Genomic DNA, 18,794 nt, shown 5'->3' with positions numbered 1-18,794 from the left:
GGAGGTGAGGGACATTCTGACTTTGCATGGTGGGAAAAATGATGATCCGTATCTGTTTTCAGTTCTCATACATTTGCCGGAAGCAGGTTGGCGTCATGCCGCAATATTTCTTGAACAAACCGCTGAAATAAGGCCTGTCCTCATAACCCAGCCTCTGGCAGATCTCTTGCACCTGTACACCTGCAACCAGCAACTCTTTTGCCTTTTCCATCCTCATCTTAGTAATATATTGAATCGGCGTTATGCCCGTTTCCTTTTTGAAGGCATTGGCAAAGTAACTTGGACTTAAATGTACGGATTGGGCACAGGCATGCAGCGTCAGATTTTCTGCAAGATTCAGACTGATATATTCCTGCGCTTTGCTAATCGCCTGTTTGACATCGGTGAGACGTTTTTTGTCCATAATCTCGCAACCCATACTGCTAAAATGTTTGATATATCCCCTCCAGCCCTCAAACGTCAAGGAACGCATCGCCTCAAGCACTGTCAGGTCGGCCTCCAGACGCAAGCGTTCCTCTGCTGTAATCTCATCACAAAAGGCACGGTAGATGGCAAAAGCAAGTCCAGACAGCAAACGAATCATCGTGAGTGGCTCGGGAAAACCTTCGGAAACCTGCCATTCTTCGAGAATTTCATCAATGATGCGGTGACAGGTGCTCTCATTACCACATTTCAGTGCATAAAAGAGCTCTTTCTCCTTCTCCAAAGGATACACCGGAGCCACACATGCCTGATTCTCCAGTTCAGCATACTGGAGGATGCAATTTCCTTCACTGTAAAAACGATAGGATATCGCCTGATCTGCATGTGCGTAGGACGTCCAGATTTCCTGTGGTCTGTGGGCAATCGTACCCACACCAATCGAGACTGTTTTTTTGCTGAATCGCTCCACATTTTGGCGGCATTGCTCCAGTAGCTCGGAGACGTAGATCTGGCTTGGTGTGTTAAATATGGCTGCAAGCCGGTATCGGTTTTCCCGTAAAACAACGCCCTTGGTATAACGGTTTATGGTTTCTCCCACAATATTTTGGACCGCAAAAGGAACGATTTCGGCATCCAGATGCATCGTGTATCCATATCGCGTATAACCATCCACCTCAATGACCATGACGAGAAGATTGGAGGAATCGAGATCAATATGCAGCTCATTCCAGCGACTTTCATTCAGGAAACCCCCGATTTCATGACGCAACAAGCCCAGTAGATAGCTGTGACGCTCATACTGGCTGCTGCTCTCCACCTTCTGCTCCAACTGTTCCAACTGCTTGCACTGTGCCTGCTCTTCCGTAATTACCTGTCTTACCTTCAACACCGCACCGAGTATTTCTTCAGGGGTAAACGGTTTGAGTAAATAATCGGATGCACCAAGCTTAATGGCCTCCTGTGCATATTGGAAATCCGAATAACCACTGATGAAAATAAATTTGGCTCGCAGTCCGGCATCCAATGCCCGCTTCATTAGCTCCAGCCCGCTCAGCTTGGGCATCCTGATATCACTAATCACGATGTCGGGTTGCTGCTCCAGCAACAAGGACCAACCGCGCTCTCCATTGCCCGCCGTGCCTACAATCCGAACCTGATGATCTTCCCACGGAATAGTTGAAGATATGCCCTTTACAACTGCCTGGATATCATCCATAACACACATCGTCAATTGGCCCATACTGCCCCTCCTCAGGTGATCGGAATCGTGATAACAACCGTTGTTCCCACATCTGTACTGCTATGAAATACAATTGAGGCCACATCCCCGTAGTGCAGGCTTAATCTGCCATGGAGATTGGATAGGGCATAACCTTTGCGTCCCCCGTCAGGAACATCCTCAGCATAGATACTGGCTACATCCATCCCACATCCATTGTCAGCCACCTCCAGCCGTAGTGTGTCACCCTGACGATCAATGCCGATCAGGATAACGCCCAAATCTTCTTTGTCCTTGAATCCATGCAGGATGGAATTCTCCACCAAGGGCTGAAGTAATATTTTTAAAATATCAACAGCGTAACAAGAGGGGTCCCCCACCTCAATTCGATAAACGAACAGATCCTCGTAACATTTTTGCTGAAGCTGCATGTATTGTTCGACATGTTTGATCTCCTGCTCCACACTGGTGATGTCTTTCCCATCATTCAGTCCCAGACGGAATAATAAGGATAAGGAGACGATCATCTCACTTACATCCTTTTTCTCTCCGCTCTCACTTTTCCAGAACATCGTATTAAGCGTATTGTAGAGGAAATGAGGATCAACCTGCGCCTGGAGCGCCTTGACTTCAAACCGCCGTTTGTCTTGTTCCGTTGTCCGTACTTCTTCAAACAGAATCTGAATCTGGTCCAACATTCGATTGAAACGATGCCCTACAGCGCTAACTTCATCGTCATACTTGCTGCGAAACCGTACATCCAGATCATTGGACTCCACCTCAACCATCAGGCGTCGCAGTTTGTTCAGTGGCTTCAGCAGAGCGGAGGCCACCAGGCTGGACAACCCGAGTGCGAGCAAGATGCAAAACAACATGATCAGGATGATCAGCCAGCGTATCTTTTGGAGGGGGGACAACAAGTCAGCCTTGGACTGTACACTTACCATGACCCAATCCTCGTTCATCGACAATGCCGAATAGTTAACAAGCATGTCCTCCCCCTGATCATTCCTGTAGGTAAAATCCCCAGCATCGCCACGGCTAAACTGTTGGGTAAAGTCAGGCTCCATAATGAAATCATAATTTCGGGACCTGGGCCGAATGACTTCATTTCCGTTTTTGTGCAACAAAAACAGTTGAATCTGGTTATTCATGAGATCCTGCGTCAGAATGTCTCGCATCGCCTCTTCCTTCATATTGACGACCATATATACATTCGAATAGGTATGATTATCGATCACAATGGGTTTAAGCAACAGAGATAACACATTTCCTTGGGATTGGAATAACTGACTCTGATGTGAACCAAACCACATCGTATTCCAGCCTTGCAGCTTCACGTAGCGTCCGTATTCCCTGTCGAATGAGTTATTGCGATTCGGAAAATCTTTGGTCGAGAAAAAATCACCGATGGGTGTTGTCAAATATGCGGTATCAATCAGTGGCTCTACGAGCTTCAATTGAGCAAACGATGTTTGCAGCAGCGAGAGATTCTGATAATAATGAGATGTATTATTTTTTCCCACGTCCTTCATGACCTGGGTGAACGTTTCATTGAGCATAAAAGAAAAAGAGGATACAACAATGTGCCTTAGATGTTCATCCATAACCTGCACTGATTTGTTCAGAATGCTTTGTTTCAGTTCAAGTGCATTCTGCTCAATGCTTCGTGCAGCAAAGAGATAAGAGCATATCCCGGTCACACTGATGCATAAGACAACGAGAAAAATGTACAGCAGCTGTATTCTTTTTTTCAGGGACATTTTATAAAAGTCGAATATCATCGGCGCTCACTCCTTGAACACGGCTTGGCCCGTCCGCTGTGAATTAAAATGAGTATAGCACAGTGGAATAACCCGTAAAACCGTTTCCATGATTGTGCTCACGCCTATCCTTTCACAGCTCCCAAGGTCACCTGCATGAATGATTTGTTGGCAAAAATATAAACGATGAGCAGCGGCAAAATGGACAGACAGGCTCCGGCCATCATCAGTTGGACCTCAGCCGCAGCTCCGATGCCATATCGCAGATTAGCCAACCCAACCGGCAAAGTCTGCAAGTCCGGATTGCTCATGGTGAACACAAAAGGAAGAATATATTCATTCCATGAACTCTGGAATACACCCAGACCTGCAACGGCGAGTCCAGGCCGCAGGAGCGGAAGAATAATTCGCCAGTAGGTGGTGAAGAAATTACAGCCATCAATCATCGCCGCTTCATCCAGTTCGCGCGGAATGCTCTTGAAGAAACCAATCAGAATAAAGTATGTGGCAGCGTGTGCGCTGATCAGTATAATAATAACGCCCCACAACGTGGTATTCAGCCCCAGCTTGACCATGAGGTCAAATTGCGGACGCAGCACAACCGCGCCTATGGAAATAAACAGAGTAGATGCCATGAGCAGGGTGTACCCCTTTTTCCCTTTGAAATTCACTCGATCCACAGCGTAGGCAGACATCGAAGCTACCAGCAGTGTGCCAACTGTTGTACTGATGCTAACAAACACGCTGTTCATCGTAAAACCCGAAAAATTGGCGCTTTTCCAAGCCTGAGCATAGTTGGAGAACTGCCAAATCTTCGGCCAGATGGTAGCTCCTCCGGTCAATTCCTGGTTTGTTTTGAAGGAACCGAGCAATACAAGTATGATGGGGAACAGCGACAGCAGAGCGATTGCGATCAAAAACAACCAAAGTACCGTTCGTTTGGTCCAGCGAATGAGTTGGGGAGACCCTGAGGGCGCAAGTACGTTTTGAGTCATCATCGTTTCCTCCTGATTCATTTTATACGTGTTCAAAAAGTTTGTTTTCAGTTTAATAGACATCGTTGAGCTTTTTGGATATCTGGAAATAAATGAGCGTCACTGCCCCTACGATGAGAGCCGTTGTGAAACCGACTGCACTGCCATAACCGAGCTGCTGGAGTGATTGTGTGTCAGCCGACACGGGAAACAACAGTTTGAACAAATACAGATACATCACCTCTGTTTTGCCATACGGCCCCCCTTCGGTCAGCACCATAATACTCTCGTAACCTTTCAGCGCCGTGGTAATTGCCAGCATTATGATCATCTGCAAGACAGGACCCAGCAACGGAATCGTTACATTCCGCAGTTTCTGATACTCACTCGCTCCATCCAGCGATGCCGCCTCATATAGCTCTTCAGGAATGCTCTGAAGACCCGCAATGAACAACAACATATAGTTGCCCACGGCCCCCCAGATGGCGATGATGATGGTTGTTAACATGGCATGTTCAGCCCCCAGCCAGCTAATGGATTCGGAGATCACATGATACTTAAGCAGCAATTGGTTCAATATTCCGTTATAAGAGTTGAAAATAATAAAAAATACAATCGCCATGACCGAAGCGCTAAAAATAGTGGGAAGATAATAGATCGCCCTAAAGAGGGATCGCCCTCTCCATTTGCGATTCAGAATAATCGCCAAAGTTAACGACAGTGGAATCGTAACGACGAGTTTGCCCAGGGCATACACACCCGTGTTGCCTACAGAATCCCAGAATTGCCCGTCACGCAAAATGCGTCCAAAATTATCAAGCCCGATAAAGACCGGCGTCCCGATGCCTTGATAATCATAGAACATGTAACGCAGCGCCCATAACAGCGGATAGATCCCGAATACAACAGTTAAAAAAAGACTTGGAAAGATGAACATATAGGCATGTATTTTGGATGGTTTCACCAGAATCGGACCCCCTATAGCTTTTGAATGAAGTATAGAGGGAATATGGAGGAAAGCGGGATAGGGAAATCAACTTTCTACAGGGGAGAATGTGACTGCATGACCAAGCAAAAAAACCTGTATTCAACGAATTTCCGTTGAGTCTACAGGTTCATATCATGCGGTTCGTAATCTTAAATCTCAGTATACGTATGCAACGTAGAGGCTACTCTGCTTCATCATACAGACGTAGCAGTTCTGTAAAATCAGAGATGAGCACATCTGAGCCTGCAAGCTCCTCATCACGACCGAACCCGGCATAGGCACATCCGATGACCGCCTGACCGTTCATTTTACCAGCTTCCACATCAGAAGAGCGATCCCCTACCATCCATGCGTCCTGAATACGATGTTTCTCAAGCAAGATCTGCACCAGATTAATCTTGGAAGGAGTCTTGTACTGGCCTGCACTGTATACCCCTTCAAAGAAAGGCATAATCTCGTGTGCAAACGCCACACCCTTCACATAGTCCTCCAGCCCATTACTTGCGACAAAAAGACGCACTCCTTGTTGTTTTAATGCTTGCAGCGTTTCTTTCACACCCGGATACAATTGGGAACTTCCTTGATCAAGCCCCTCAATCTCCAGTTGAAGCAACAGTTCGTCTGCCCGGCGATGTGCCGCTTCCGATGCCTCAGGCATAACCACTTTCCATATATCTTCGAGCAACATGCCCAAACTTCCCAGCATCCGTTCCTCGGGTGGAGTTTCTCCTTCAAAGTGCCCTTCGGCACGCAATGTATCAAATAGTTGCTGGTAAGCTGGCAACAACAGGGTCTCTGTCTGGAACAGCGTACCATCCATGTCAAAAATCATCGCTTCCGGTTTGAGCAATACCTTCTCTTTATTCATGTCCAATGTTCCTTTCGGATTGGGATATTGTATATGTAATTGGAATCGTTCCCTTCCCATGATAAACATAACGTTTGAACGTGTAAACCAACGATTGTAAAACATCATCAACCCCAACCTTATACAGCATTAACCAAACGTTATATTGTAGTTAAACGAACTATATACAAAAGAAGTTTCTTTACGTATAATACTAAAAAATAGTGCTTTAGACACCTAATCTAAAGACCTACAATTATCACATTTCCGTTTTTTTCGACAACTACATATACCCCATAGAGAGGAATAACAAACATGAAAAAGCGAAAGACCTTTAAGATTTTTTATAAGATCGGATTAGGATATTTACTCGTACTGGCTGTACTGGCTGGTTGCATCCTGCTGATTCAGAACAGCACAAGTCAGCTCCAACGGGAACTGGATTTTCTGGTCGATCACGATATGAGGGTACATGCCCTCACCTATGAACTCGAAAGAAACATGGTAGATATGGAAACAGGTCAACGCGGATACATCATCACGGGTCAGGACAACTATCTCGATCCCTACACCCAAGGAAAAGAGCAACTTATTACACTCAGAGATGAACTTGCTGCTTTAATTTCGGATAATCCGGCTCAACTTGCACTTTTGGAAGACATACATACTAATATGGAGAACTGGGTCCAGGTCGCTGGTGAACCTATGGTCGCCCTTCGCCAAGCCAATAATACACAGGCCATTCGAGATTTTTTCGCAGATGATCCAGGTAAAAGAGACATGGACCAGATTCGGACTGCTCTCGATACGTTTCGAACCAACGAGCATACGTTAACCGATAACCGTGCAAAAGCACTGAAGCAAAAAAACACAATACTGAACTTGGAACTGTATGGGGCACTTATCGTTGTGGCCATTATCTCGTTCATCACTGCTTTGGTCCTGTCACGTGCCATTGTTAAAAACATTCGTACCGTAAAGCAGGCATTAAATGACATCGGTTCTTCCAATGGCGACCTGACACTGAGAATCGCTACGCCAATGAAAGACGAAACTCGTGAACTCGCAGAGGCGGCCAATACAATGCTCACTGGTTTGCAGCAAATGATGCTGGACGTTCAGAGCAATGCCATGATTCTGAGCACAGCTTCGGATCGATTGGATAAAGGGGTGGCCGATAGCCATCTTGCAGGAAAAGAAGTTGCCACTGCCATGGAACGTGTCGCTGAAGGCGCTGATGAACAGGTTGCTCTTACGCAAACCATGGTAGCTGCGATGCAGCAATCCCTCAACGGGCTTAATCGTGTCGCCTCCTCGGCAAGTGATGTGGCAGGCCGTGCAGTTCGTACCGAATCCATTGCTGTGGATGGGCAACAGCGCATTGATAATGCTGTAGGTAAAATGAGTTCCATTGAGCAATCCTTCCTCTCTGTACAGGAAGCCATTAATGAAATTTCGAAGATGTCTGATCAAGTGATCAACATTGCAGATTCAATGTCGGGTATTGCGAGACAAACCAATCTGCTTGCACTTAACGCCGGAATCGAAGCTGCCCGCGCTGGGGATAATGGACGCGGCTTCGCTGTCGTTGCCGCGGAAATCCGTAATCTTGCAGACCAAAGTGCAACATCAGCCAAAGAGATTACAAGTATATTGGAAACCGTGGTAGCAGGTGTTCAAAGTACGGTGCAAGTGGTTGATGAGAGCACTCTACATGTGAATGAAGGATTGCGGACCATTGAGGATGCAGGTAATGCTTTTTCAACCATTACTCAGCATATTCATAACCTCAGTGGTGAAGTTCTAGAGGTATCTGCTGTTGTCGAGGAGTTAACTTCCGGTAGTGAGGCTGTGATGAAGTCCATTAATGAAGTATCGGCTGTTGTGGAAGACACTGCATCAGCCACGGAAGAAGTATCTGCGATGACGGAGGAACAACTTGCTTCTCTGCAGGAAATGTCTGACACGTCCAAGCAGTTGAATGAAATGTCCGATGCACTTGATCAGCTGGTTAAGCGATTCAAGCTTAAGTAAAACTCTTGCTGATACGGCTGAGTTGAAAGAAAAAGATGATTTCTGTATTTACAGAAATCATCTTTTTTCATTCCATTTCAGAAGCATATAGAAACACCCTCAGAGTGAACGCTCCTCAACTCCAAGGGCGTATTTGAAGAGGAATGCTCGTTATTTTTATTTTTGCAAAACAAGAAAATCATTAAGCTTGTTATTCGTGGCTGAATCTGCAGGCTTCGTAATCCACTCGGATAACAACCCCTGTAAAGTTTCTACCTCTGACACAGTCAACCTATGCTGGTAGCGTGGATAATCTCTAAAAAATCGTTCAAGATTCATAGAAACATTGCGTACTAACGGTTGCTCACTGTAATAGGTTGTACCTGTAGCTACCGCATTTAATTTGGAAGCTTCCGCTTGATACTGGTATATTTCTTCCTCCAAACCCCGTTCAGCATTTTTTCGCAATTGATCCTGAATATTCTCCGCATACGTTGTGAAAGATTGATTCATTTTGTCCTGAAGTCGATCATATTGAGTGTTCGAATTCCAGAGCATATAGGTTACAGCCAGATTGGAGAGAATGAGTAGGATGATGATATAGAAAGGCCATTTTTTTGCCCCATCTGCTTCACTCCCTTGAAAGTATATTATTTATATTGTAGTTGAGCGAAACTATCCACTTCTGAAAACTTATCTTGTTGATTTAATGACAAAGAACCTCCTATTGGAATGGAAACGCTAATGGAGTTAGTCACATTATTTAGTTTCGCAACGCTTCCAGTACCAATTGTGCCTGATACCCATCGTTAAAATCATATATCTTAGCTGGTTTGCCTTGTATACGGGCAATGACATGTTTAAGAACCGGCAATTCACTGGCGGATTCAAGCACTTCCACTGGAGAAAGTGGCTGTCCCACCAGGCCCGTCTTCAATTCTTCCCAATTTTCCAAGGCAATCGTGCCCTTCGCACCGTACACCACCATGGATACACGTTCTTCCCCGGCAAATTGAGAGATGCCGTTCAGCTGAATTCGGGTTCCGTCTTCCAGTTCCATTGCAGCCTGTACTTCTAGTTCACAGTCACCATTCTCAGGATATTGAACCTGAGTGCTAACAACCCGGATGGCACCAAACACCTTTTGAATCATATGAATCCAGTGAATCCCCACTTCAAGAATAAATCCACCCTGTTCCCTGCTCGTAATCCATGCATTCTGTTGCCATGATCGTGGCCACTGCGGGAATTGCAAAATGAGATCTATTTTGCGAATTGTCCCAACAGTACCCTGCTCAATCATCTCTTGCAACTTTAACACGGAAGGTTCATGCGGCATCGAGAAGTGGATGGCATGAACAACGCCAGCCTGCTCTGTTGCATCCAGCATCTTTTTGGCTTCATCTACACTATTGGCAAGCGGTTTCTCGCAGAAAACATGAATTTTGCGCTCCAGTGCTTCCATGACAACCGGGTAATGAAATTTCGGCGGAACTGCAATATACAGCAGATCAATCTGATGTTCATTCATCAATTGCTTGTAATCCGTATATGTCCTAACTCCCCGATGAGAAGCTGCAAAAGACGCCAAACCTTCCTCATTCGCATCACACACCGCTACAATCTCAATCTCCGTGTCCATCTTGGTATTCTCGATTAGATGAACCATATGTAGTCCCATTTTACCCAGCCCAATCAGAGCCATCTTGATGACTGTCATTCCATCCCCTCCCAATTCCTTTCCAGTATAGCAGAAAGCAAAGAATTGCGAATGCGATGCATTGATACGAAAAAAAATAAACCTCTAGCTTTCAAGTCGCTATTAGAGGCTGAAATTCATCATTTACAGTCATTTATTTACATTATTTGTAACTTCGTTGTGATTGGGTAATTCGTTGCAGGGATATATAACCAATTATTTTTACTTTATCCAGCAATACTTAAAGCGTTACCAACTTAAGAATCAGGAATTTAGACTCACAAAAACAGGTTGACAAAAAACCACAAAAAAAGATACTCTTCCTAATAACAATGAATATTTCCTCTTACAACCTTAGACTGTAACTTGCATTCAATAAACGGAATATGCGTATGGTTCTAATAACCTATTTCATGAAGCGAGGTGTCCCGCATGAGAACAGTTGCGGACTATTTGGCAGAAACTCTGCGTAATCTAGGCGTTACTCATGTCTTTGGTATTATTGGTAAATCCATCTGTCCTGCTGTACTGAAAATGGTGGATTACGGATTAGAGTTCATTCCAGGCCGTCATGAATCCAGCTCAGGTTTTGAAGCATCTGGTTATGCATTACAGACAGGTAAACTCGGCGTTGCCTTTGCCACATCCGGCCCAGGCGGAACCAATCTGCTTACTGCAGCAGCTCATGCAAAGGCCAACAATCTGCCTGTACTGTTTATTACGGGTCATCAATCCATTCAGGAACTGGGGCTCCCCCAGTGTCAGGATTCTTCTTCTTATCTGGCTGATCTGGCCGAAATGTTCAGGCCTGCTACGCTATTCAGCAAACTGGTTGAGCGTGGAGATCACTTCGGCACACTGCTGAACCATGCCCTTTCCATTGCACTCGGCCCTAATAAAGGCCCTGTTCACCTCTGTATTCCTTTTGACGTACAGACCGAATTGTTATCCCAATGCCGGATTGTCATTCCCGAACCGGAACCTCTGCTTAGCGTATCTAATCTGAATCGCATCTTTCCTCTCATTCAACAATCCAATCGCCCTTTAATTATTGCTGGTAAAGGTGTAAGTCGCGCCAGAGCCCATGATGAATTGCTTCAATTGGCCGAATCGTTCAACATTCCCGTCATTACTACTCCTGGTGGAAAAGGAGCGATTGCGTGGGACCATCCCCTGTACCATGGACCTTGTGGTGTTGGAGGTTTCCCGCATGCAGACGACATGTTGAACCAAAGTGACCTTTATATCGTACTCGGTTCACGTCTAAGTGACATGACCCTCTGCAATCTGAAGCCTGAACATCACCCGGCACACCTCATTCAATTTGACGCTGATCCTACATTTGTAGGCAAGATTCTGAGCGCTCAAACCTTACATATCACCGGTGATTTGAAGGACAACCTGCAATATTTGCTGGGCACATTAGAAGACCTTCCTACTCCTGTGAGAACCACAGCACCCATGGATTACACTGTCCCTTTACCAGATCTCCCCCAACTGTCTCTGGCTTCTGTGCTAGATGGAATGAGCGATCTGCTTCCGTATGATCATAAGCTGTTTGTTGATGATGGCAGCCATGGATTTCATGCGGTTCAGCGATATAAAGTCAAGAAACCAGGCAGCTTTGTGTTTGACGCTTACTTTGCCTGCATGGGGAACGCCATTGGTATGGCGATAGGTGCAAAAGCCGCTTCACCCGGAGAGACCGTTGTATGCATCACCGGTGACGGATGTTTCATGATGCTTGGGACGGAGATCAATACTGCGGTATGCAACAATCTGAACGTCATTTTCATTGTCGTTAACAACAAACAACTGGACATGGCACTCAAAGGAATGGAAAAAACAACAGGCAGAATTGATGGCACATTATATGAAGTTCCTATGGATGCTGCCAAATTTGCCGAATCTCTCGGTGCGGTTGCGTTTCGAGCAGAAACCCTTGCTGAATTCTCATCTGCGCTGAACACCGCCCAGACGTTGAATCAGGTAACTGTTATTGAGCTTCTGACCGATCGAGATGAAATTCCACCCACAGCTCACCGCACCGTAAATTTGAATTAGGAGGAGCATATCATGAGTGAACATGTAGCTCAGGGACTAGACCGTTTCGCGAAACTATCTGGTGAGTACGGCGCAAGAGCTCTCGCACCCATCAAAGAACATTTTCCCGAATTGTCGGAATTTATTATGGGGACGGCGTACGGGGATATCTTTCAGCGCACCACGATTACGGATCAATGGAAGGAAGTTGCTATCATCTCTTCGTTGATCACCCAAGGACAGTATGAACAATTGGGCGTACATTACACGATGGCTCTGAGTGTCGGGGTAACTGTAGATCAGCTCAAGGGAATATTGCTACATCTGGCGCCATGTGTGGGTGCTCCACGCATTATAAGTGCATTTAATATTTTGCTTGCCACCTTGGACGAAATACAGTAATTAACTTTTCTACATTTTTATACATGATTCGACTTTTTTATTGATCTTTTTACATTCCTACCTTTATAATATGGTTAAATTATCCTTCGAACCAGCTCTCATCTTAGAAGCTTTCAGCAGAGGCCCTATGGGGCTGTGTATCCACTAACAGGATAGCCTTAACTCATTTAAAGGAGAGAGATCAAACATGGGAAATTTCATTCTGAAGACTGACGTTCCAAACAAGGTGTTAAACATTGAACTGGAGGGTTCTTTCTCTCAAGAAGACGGTTTGCGTTCCATCTCGGCCTATCAGGATACGATCGCTTCTATTAACACCAAGGAGTATGACCTGAACATCGATTGCAAAAAGTTGAATGTTACTGCTCCGGAGATTGTTCCTCTTCTGGAAGGCTGCCTTCAATTGTTCAAAAAAGATGAATATAAAAAAGTCGTGTTGACCCTCGAGAACAACGCGATTCTAAAAATGCAATTGTCCCGGCTCGGCCGATCAGTCGGTCTGGACAATCTCGAAATCATATCTACCGTTACCACTTAATAAACCAGGCGGACAAGCTGTGAATTCACCCTTCCGCTCAAGAGGAGAATGAAGATGGCCGGAATTCGTATTGTAGATATCGATATCTATCATCCAGCAACCAAGGTGCACAATGATTTTTATATTGAACATTTTGATGCAAGAGGTGTAGATATTCGTGGATTGTTACAGGCACTTGGTCGTGATACACGTTATAAAATTGACAACGATGACGAAAATTCACTAAGCATGGCCTACGAGGCAACCAGTAATCTACTGGAAAAAACCGGACTCACCGGTGCAGATATTGATCTGATTGCTTATGCAAGCCAAACGCCAGAATACATCTTTCCTACGAATTCCCTGATGATTCATCGCCTGATTAACGGAGCTTCTCACACGATCTGTATTGACAGTAACGCCAACTGCGCAGGCATGACTGCTGCTTTTGAACAAGTTAGCCGACAGATGCTGGGCAATCCTCGAATTCGCCGCGCATTAATCATCGGCTCGGATTACGTGGCTCCTCACGCCAGTCCCGATGATCCCGTGTACTTCGCCAATTTCGGTGATGCAGCAGCGGCGGTTATTGTAGAGCGGGATGAACATGCTGTCGGTTTCATTGATTCAATCTATCAGACGGATACCTGCGTGTATGGTAATTCACTCTTTCCTGCTGAAGGCCTGGCGAAACTGGGCAAAACGGGTGTGGATGCAGGTGCCTTTCATGTGAAATTCATTCCATTTGATGATTCCATCTGTGTGGATGCCGCTTCCGAGTCCATTCGTACGTTGTTGACACGTAACGAGATTGGACAAGACGAGATCAGAGCCGCCTGCTTCTCCCAACTATCCATTAGTAACATTCGGGCTGTATCCGAGAACGTCGGCATTGGTGATGATATTGCCGTCTATATCGGAGATGAATTCGGGTATACCTCAACCAGCAGTCCATTCATCGCATTACATCGAGCGGTTACAACTGGTCAGATTCATCGTGGTGACAAAGTTCTGTTCTGGACCGTTGGAGCCGGGTGGCAAAATGTTGCCATGGTAGTTGAATATTAGGTAAACACTTCAAAATCCAATAAAACCATCCCAGTAGTATACCGGGGATGGTTTTATTTTTTCCTTTTTCTCCCCTATCATTGGAGATTAAACATCTATAATTGTGAAAAGTACCACTTACATATTATTACACAATAAATATGATTTAAACGTGAAAAGTAGCAGTCCAAATTATTTTATCTTGGAACTGCTACTTTCAAATTTATTATAAATAGGTTGTTATAAGAATCTGAATACTAGAAGGTTTAATCTACCATTTCTGATTATCTGTAAACGGTCCCTTCGTATCTTGCAGCAACAATTCCATCCACAGTATGATAACTAACCAACACCAAGGTTCCTACATAGCCATCTGGCGTAATATAGTCCGTAAGATATTTCGGTACTCCAAAACCTACAGGGTAATAATGCACTACAGAAAAAGGTTTACTTTCAAGCCTAGCAGATACTACGTCTGATACACTTATACTGGTATTGGGTTGAATATTTGCCGCAGACACGCCTGCACTTGAAATGGAAGTGGTCAGAATAAAGGAACATGCAGTCAAAATAAGAACTTTACTAAGTCTCAAAATGATCATCTCCTAAATAGAGTTTTTAACTACAATTTCATTGTATAATATGTAAGTGGATTAAACAACAATATTTGTAAAATATATAATTATGTGTAATTTAACTTTAAAATTAATTATTTAATAATACTATCTTTTCAAAGCAAAAAGCAGCCCTATTGGACTGCCAGACTTCTGCTTTTATACCAAACGTTCAGAAAATCTTCTTTGTCTCCCGATCGTCTTTCAGGATCTCTACAGCCTCCCGGAAACGCAAGGAATGCACAATCTCGCGTTCCCTTAGAAACTTCAGACTATCCTGCAGATCCACGTCATCGGTCAGGTCGATCAACCATTGATATGTAGCCCGGGCTTTCTCTTCTGCTGCAATGTCCTCGTAAAGGTCCGCAATTGGATCACCCTTTGCAGCAATGTAGGCAGCTGTAAAGGGAACACCGGAGGAATTGGTATAAAACAAGGCAGAATCGCGTTGAGCATAGTTCGGCCCAAGTCCCGCTTCTTCCAGTTGATCCACCGACGCGTCCTTGGTCAACTTGTAGATCATGGTCGCAATCATCTCCAGATGAGAAAATTCCTCTGTAGCAATATCCGTCAGCAGACCGATAATCTTGTCTGGAATCGTATAACGCTGATTCAGATATCGAAGGGCAGCGGCCAACTCCCCATCGGCACCGCCATATTGTTCCATCAGCAATTTCGCCATACGAGGATCACATTTACTAACCCTTACGGGATATTGCAGTTTTTTCTCATACACCCACATGTAAGACGCCTCCCTCTACGTTATTAAAATACAGCCCTTCTTCTAACCCTCGGGCTTCCTGTCCCTAAAGTCCTGCAAGGAAGCCTGAGGCTGATGTGTCACACTTGCCATGGCCAGGGCGTCTGAGACCATTCCCACGGATACTTGGAGAAGGCATGACCAAAGTTCATCAGTGGTCCATACAATTGTTGAAACTCCTGCGCCACCCGCGTACGTTCTTGCGTGAATTTGTTATATTGCTCTATGCTTTGATAATCCCCAGGATGGGTGTCCAGGTACAGATTCAGCTCCACTAATACAAAATCCAGAGCCTGAAGCTCCTCCAGCAGTTCATAGTATTGGGTATCGCACGCTTTTGCTCCTTCAGGTTCCATCCACATCCACCTTCCTTCCCTTCGATCTGGCTGGTGTATAAGGGCTGTATAATGCAGGCCATAACGTCCCCACTCTTAATGCTTCTGCCGGACTGTACTGTGGCCAGCCCATGGGCTGAAATGGAATAAATAACTGCGGAGGTACCAGATACGTCCGAATTGCTACTGGCGGACAAGGATCAAACGGCCCCACAAAAGGGGCGTAAGCACGAAGCTGCGGATCTTTCACAAAACAACGCCTCCTTATTACATCATTGGTGCATATTGAATAACACTGAGTTCTTTCCCGCTTCCCGTCTCTATATCCATATGACGCTGTCCCCGAAGTTAATCCGAAATTCGTTTCAACTATGTGCAGAATCTCTCCAAATTCTTCTTTAAAATAAAAAAAGACCTTCGGTTCGTTCCCCTTTCAGGTAACTTCCAAAGGTCTTACATCCTGGCAGATCTTCGTAATCTGCATCATTTCATACTTTTGCTCGTCTTATCTTACTCCTGCAACGAGTTCTATTCTGCTGGTTTTTCTTCCGAATTCATGTCTTGAGGGACAGATTGCTTGTACACTCGAACACGGGTAATTCGCAAGCGAGTCGATTCTTCCACTTCAAAAACGTACCCATTCAGCTCCTGCGTTTTCCCCTTGGATGGATTGCCCCCGAGCTCTTTAAACAACCATCCGCCGATGGTATCCACTTCTTCATCCTCAATGATGGCTCCGGTCCACTTATGAACTTCTTCAATAAGCGAACGACCATCAATGGAAAATGAATCTCCACTCCGTTCCATATGCGGACGCTCATCCTCAAACTCGTCATACAAGTCTCCAACGATCTCTTCCAGAATTTCTTCCGCAGTCAGCAATCCAGCTGTGCCGCCATATTCATCCACAACCAGCGTCATCTGTGAATGTTTCTTCTGCATGAGACGCAGCACATGGCTGATTTCCATGGATTCAGGAACGTTTAAGATTGGACGAACAAGTGACGCCAGATCATGTTGTTGCTCCGGTTTAGCCAGCAACAGATCGGTGATGTGTATAAATCCAATGATCTCATCCTTGTCTTCTACTGCTACGGGATACCGGGAATGTTTGGTTGCGTTAATGATCTCCAAGTTCTCTTCCAAAGACATATGCGTGTACAAACAATCCATGTCTGTACGTGGCAGCATCACTTCACGTGCCAGCATATCGGAGAAATCAAAGATGTTGTCCATCAGTTTGATCTCATCTTTATCGATGACACCACTTTTGGCACTCTGCTTCATCAAAATACGAAGTTCATCTTCCGAGTGAGCTTCGCCTTCACTGGCAGGTTCGATACCCGCTAGACGCAGCAATGCATTGGCCGATACATTCAGTACCCAGATGAACGGGAAGAAGATTTTGTAGAACAACAGCAAGGGCGCAGATAAAAACAATGCCACTCCGTCTGTTTTTTGAATTGCCAACGATTTAGGTGCAAGCTCACCCAGCACAATATGCAGAAACGTAATGATACAAAAACCGATAATGACCGACACGGTCGAAATAAGCCCTGTATCTCCTACACCAAGTTTAAACATGAGTGGCTCAACGAGCAATTCGGAGATGGCCGGTTCTCCCAGCCACCCGAGTCCAAGCGATGTCAGCGTAATCCCGAACTGAGTTGCCGATAGATAGGAATCCAGTTTACTATTCACCTTCAGTGCATAACCAGCCATACGATTTCCTTCACTCTGCAATTGAGTTAAGCGTGTCTGCCTTACTTTCACAAGCGAAAATTCCGCTGCGACAAATACGCCATTCAAAAATACGAGCAAAAAGACACAGACCAGATTAAATACCAGCTGCCCAAGATGAAATTCGGTATGAATATCCAAGTTGAAACTCCCCTTTTCTATCTATTTCAGGAATACACCTGGAATATCAACGTGTGATTGCCTTTCTCGATTTGAAATCCACACCTTTGTAATACATATCTGCCACTAGCAGGTTTGGTCCGCAACAGGATGCAATATCGCAATGGCAATTGACCGTTTGATTCAACGGATGTTCAGCTGACCATTCATGGAACACATCATCCAGTTTACGATCACGAATATTACCAAATTCCGGGATATCGGCAAAATCGGTCACATACACATTACCCGTGAACATGTTGACGTTAACGCGGTTGCGTCCGTCCGGATCATTACGTACCGTCACATTTGGTTCGCTGTATAAACGGTTGATCAGTTCCCGATCCTGCTCTGCTGCACTGCACGCGAAGAATGGCAGAGTACCAAAGAGCATCCACATATCTTTGTCACGTGCATCAAGCAAACGATGAATCGCTGCTCTCATATGGTCCAGTGATAACACGGGCAACGACGAAGCAAAGTTCGAATTATACATTGGATGCACTTCGTGACGAACACAGCCCATCTCACGAATCAATTGATGAATACCATCCAGCTTGTCGTGTGTACGGAAGTTAATCATGGACTCGGCAGAGATAAACATGCCTGCTTCACTTAATTTGCGGGAATTTTCAATCATTTTCTCATACATCTTCACCGCGACTTCACGTTTCACAGGTCTGCCACTATTCGCAAATCCGACTTGATGGAAATCGTCAGCATTCAGGTAGTTGAATGAGATATGCATAACGTCCAGATACGGCAAAAGTTGCTCATATCGGCTGATATCCAGCGTTAAGTTGGAATTGATTTGGGAACGGATTCCACGTTCCTTGGCATATTTGAGCAGTGGGATAATCATCTCATCCACTGTTTTCTGGCTAAAGCTTGGCTCGCCACCCGTCAGACTAATCGTCTGCAGATGCTCCACTTCATCCAATCGTTTCAGCATCAGCGGTAATGGAAGAGCCGGCGCTTCACGCATCGTAAGCATATCTCCTACGGCACAGTGCTCACACCGCATGTTACACAGATGTGTCACAGTCATTTCTACACTGGTCAACACATGGCGTCCATATGTACGCAGAGAGCCAATCGGATCCCACGGATCATTCGTTGGAGATAAAGGCATCGGTTGTACCGATCCTGAGTTTAGCATGGTCATTGTTCTTCACCTTATTCCTTTTATTAACCTAAAAAGTTTTATTTACATCATACCTTGTGTTTCTCTTTTTGGAGTTATCTTTTATC

Annotated in this window: 18 protein-coding genes; 5 read left to right on the top strand and 13 right to left on the bottom strand. The window is 45.1% G+C overall.

The features are described from left to right. Positions 1–58: 58 nt before the first annotated feature. The 5 genes from EL84_RS15745 to EL84_RS15725 all read right to left on the bottom strand — a co-directional run bounded on the left by EL84_RS15745 (position 59) and on the right by EL84_RS15725 (position 6,235). Positions 59–1,663 (bottom strand): helix-turn-helix domain-containing protein, encoded by a 1,605-nt coding sequence (locus EL84_RS15745; protein WP_047842314.1) that lies wholly within the window; start codon positions 1,661–1,663, stop codon positions 59–61. 11 nt (positions 1,664–1,674) lie between these two features. Continuing rightward, entirely contained in the window at positions 1,675–3,426 is a 1,752-nt protein-coding gene (locus tag EL84_RS15740) for a sensor histidine kinase (RefSeq protein ID WP_047842313.1), read from the bottom strand. Positions 3,427–3,530: 104 nt separating this feature from the next. Then, a complete protein-coding gene (locus EL84_RS15735) occupies positions 3,531–4,400 on the bottom strand; it encodes a carbohydrate ABC transporter permease (RefSeq protein ID WP_047842312.1) in 870 nt (289 codons plus the stop codon). Between the two features lie 52 nt (positions 4,401–4,452). Beyond that, positions 4,453–5,343 (bottom strand): carbohydrate ABC transporter permease, encoded by an 891-nt coding sequence (locus tag EL84_RS15730; RefSeq protein ID WP_047842311.1) that lies wholly within the window; start codon positions 5,341–5,343, stop codon positions 4,453–4,455. A gap of 205 nt (positions 5,344–5,548) precedes the next feature. Then, a complete protein-coding gene (locus tag EL84_RS15725; protein ID WP_047844222.1) occupies positions 5,549–6,235 on the bottom strand; it encodes an HAD family hydrolase in 687 nt (228 codons plus the stop codon). A gap of 294 nt (positions 6,236–6,529) precedes the next feature. Between EL84_RS15725 and EL84_RS15720 the strand changes: the two genes are divergently transcribed. Further along, positions 6,530–8,248 (top strand): methyl-accepting chemotaxis protein, encoded by a 1,719-nt coding sequence (locus EL84_RS15720; RefSeq protein WP_047842310.1) that lies wholly within the window; start codon positions 6,530–6,532, stop codon positions 8,246–8,248. A gap of 156 nt (positions 8,249–8,404) precedes the next feature. On the opposite strand, the gene EL84_RS15715 is transcribed toward EL84_RS15720, so the two are convergent. Next, positions 8,405–8,785 carry a hypothetical protein gene (locus tag EL84_RS15715; protein WP_047842309.1) on the bottom strand — a complete coding sequence of 127 codons (381 nt, stop codon included), beginning with the start codon at positions 8,783–8,785 and terminating at the stop codon, positions 8,405–8,407. 205 nt (positions 8,786–8,990) lie between these two features. Continuing rightward, positions 8,991–9,947, bottom strand: a complete 957-nt coding sequence (locus tag EL84_RS15710; protein WP_047842308.1) for a Gfo/Idh/MocA family protein — start codon at positions 9,945–9,947, stop codon at positions 8,991–8,993. Positions 9,948–10,358: 411 nt separating this feature from the next. Between EL84_RS15710 and EL84_RS15705 the strand changes: the two genes are divergently transcribed. The 4 genes from EL84_RS15705 to EL84_RS15690 all read left to right on the top strand — a co-directional run bounded on the left by EL84_RS15705 (position 10,359) and on the right by EL84_RS15690 (position 13,956). Continuing rightward, the gene (locus tag EL84_RS15705; protein ID WP_047842307.1) at positions 10,359–11,990 is read left to right on the top strand and encodes a thiamine pyrophosphate-binding protein; all 1,632 of its coding nucleotides are present in this window, start codon (positions 10,359–10,361) and stop codon (positions 11,988–11,990) included. A gap of 12 nt (positions 11,991–12,002) precedes the next feature. Continuing rightward, a complete protein-coding gene (locus EL84_RS15700; protein ID WP_017689521.1) occupies positions 12,003–12,371 on the top strand; it encodes a carboxymuconolactone decarboxylase family protein in 369 nt (122 codons plus the stop codon). A gap of 187 nt (positions 12,372–12,558) precedes the next feature. Continuing rightward, positions 12,559–12,909: a hypothetical protein gene (locus EL84_RS15695; RefSeq protein ID WP_036609902.1), complete on the top strand. Its 351-nt coding sequence runs from the start codon at positions 12,559–12,561 to the stop codon at positions 12,907–12,909. Positions 12,910–12,963: 54 nt separating this feature from the next. Further along, positions 12,964–13,956 carry a 3-oxoacyl-[acyl-carrier-protein] synthase III C-terminal domain-containing protein gene (locus EL84_RS15690; protein ID WP_047842306.1) on the top strand — a complete coding sequence of 331 codons (993 nt, stop codon included), beginning with the start codon at positions 12,964–12,966 and terminating at the stop codon, positions 13,954–13,956. A 263-nt stretch (positions 13,957–14,219) separates the two neighbouring features. Here the strand turns inward: EL84_RS15690 and EL84_RS15685 are convergent, their stop codons facing one another. From EL84_RS15685 to yfkAB, 6 genes are all read right to left on the bottom strand, one after another. Next, complete coding sequence (locus EL84_RS15685) at positions 14,220–14,528, bottom strand: hypothetical protein (RefSeq protein WP_047842305.1); 309 nt, start codon at positions 14,526–14,528, stop codon at positions 14,220–14,222. Positions 14,529–14,721: 193 nt separating this feature from the next. Beyond that, on the bottom strand, positions 14,722–15,291 hold the full coding sequence (locus EL84_RS15680) for a manganese catalase family protein (protein WP_036669914.1): 570 nt from the start codon (positions 15,289–15,291) through the stop codon (positions 14,722–14,724). Positions 15,292–15,389: 98 nt separating this feature from the next. Continuing rightward, positions 15,390–15,665 carry a spore coat protein CotJB gene (locus EL84_RS15675; protein ID WP_036669913.1) on the bottom strand — a complete coding sequence of 92 codons (276 nt, stop codon included), beginning with the start codon at positions 15,663–15,665 and terminating at the stop codon, positions 15,390–15,392. Continuing rightward, complete coding sequence (locus tag EL84_RS15670) at positions 15,655–15,894, bottom strand: spore coat associated protein CotJA (protein ID WP_047842304.1); 240 nt, start codon at positions 15,892–15,894, stop codon at positions 15,655–15,657. The genes EL84_RS15675 and EL84_RS15670 overlap by 11 nt, the downstream gene beginning before the upstream one ends. A gap of 278 nt (positions 15,895–16,172) precedes the next feature. Further along, complete coding sequence (locus EL84_RS15665; protein ID WP_036609914.1) at positions 16,173–17,525, bottom strand: hemolysin family protein; 1,353 nt, start codon at positions 17,523–17,525, stop codon at positions 16,173–16,175. Positions 17,526–17,571: 46 nt separating this feature from the next. Beyond that, complete coding sequence (gene yfkAB, locus EL84_RS15660; RefSeq protein WP_101313331.1) at positions 17,572–18,708, bottom strand: radical SAM/CxCxxxxC motif protein YfkAB; 1,137 nt, start codon at positions 18,706–18,708, stop codon at positions 17,572–17,574. Positions 18,709–18,794 lie beyond the last annotated feature (86 nt).

Origin of the sequence: Paenibacillus sp. VT-400 (genome assembly GCF_001029205.1) — a bacterium.
In the GTDB taxonomy this organism is placed as follows: Bacteria; Bacillota; Bacilli; order Paenibacillales; family Paenibacillaceae; genus Paenibacillus; species Paenibacillus amylolyticus.
Note: the sequence above shows the minus strand (reverse complement) of the source record. Positions and strands in the feature narration are given on the sequence as shown.

Coding starts and splice junctions, on each gene's coding strand:
- EL84_RS15690 (WP_047842306.1), top strand. CDS start 12,964: ATGGCCGGAATTCGTATTGTAGATATCGATATCTATCATCCAGCAACC.
- yfkAB (WP_101313331.1), bottom strand. CDS start 18,708: ATGACCATGCTAAACTCAGGATCGGTACAACCGATGCCTTTATCTCCA.
- EL84_RS15735 (WP_047842312.1), bottom strand. CDS start 4,400: ATGACTCAAAACGTACTTGCGCCCTCAGGGTCTCCCCAACTCATTCGC.
- EL84_RS15725 (WP_047844222.1), bottom strand. CDS start 6,235: ATGAATAAAGAGAAGGTATTGCTCAAACCGGAAGCGATGATTTTTGAC.
- EL84_RS15675 (WP_036669913.1), bottom strand. CDS start 15,665: ATGGAACCTGAAGGAGCAAAAGCGTGCGATACCCAATACTATGAACTG.
- EL84_RS15695 (WP_036609902.1), top strand. CDS start 12,559: ATGGGAAATTTCATTCTGAAGACTGACGTTCCAAACAAGGTGTTAAAC.
- EL84_RS15710 (WP_047842308.1), bottom strand. CDS start 9,947: ATGACAGTCATCAAGATGGCTCTGATTGGGCTGGGTAAAATGGGACTA.
- EL84_RS15705 (WP_047842307.1), top strand. CDS start 10,359: ATGAGAACAGTTGCGGACTATTTGGCAGAAACTCTGCGTAATCTAGGC.
- EL84_RS15745 (WP_047842314.1), bottom strand. CDS start 1,663: ATGGGCCAATTGACGATGTGTGTTATGGATGATATCCAGGCAGTTGTA.
- EL84_RS15720 (WP_047842310.1), top strand. CDS start 6,530: ATGAAAAAGCGAAAGACCTTTAAGATTTTTTATAAGATCGGATTAGGA.
- EL84_RS15715 (WP_047842309.1), bottom strand. CDS start 8,785: ATGCTCTGGAATTCGAACACTCAATATGATCGACTTCAGGACAAAATG.
- EL84_RS15700 (WP_017689521.1), top strand. CDS start 12,003: ATGAGTGAACATGTAGCTCAGGGACTAGACCGTTTCGCGAAACTATCT.
- EL84_RS15740 (WP_047842313.1), bottom strand. CDS start 3,426: ATGATATTCGACTTTTATAAAATGTCCCTGAAAAAAAGAATACAGCTG.
- EL84_RS15680 (WP_036669914.1), bottom strand. CDS start 15,291: ATGTGGGTGTATGAGAAAAAACTGCAATATCCCGTAAGGGTTAGTAAA.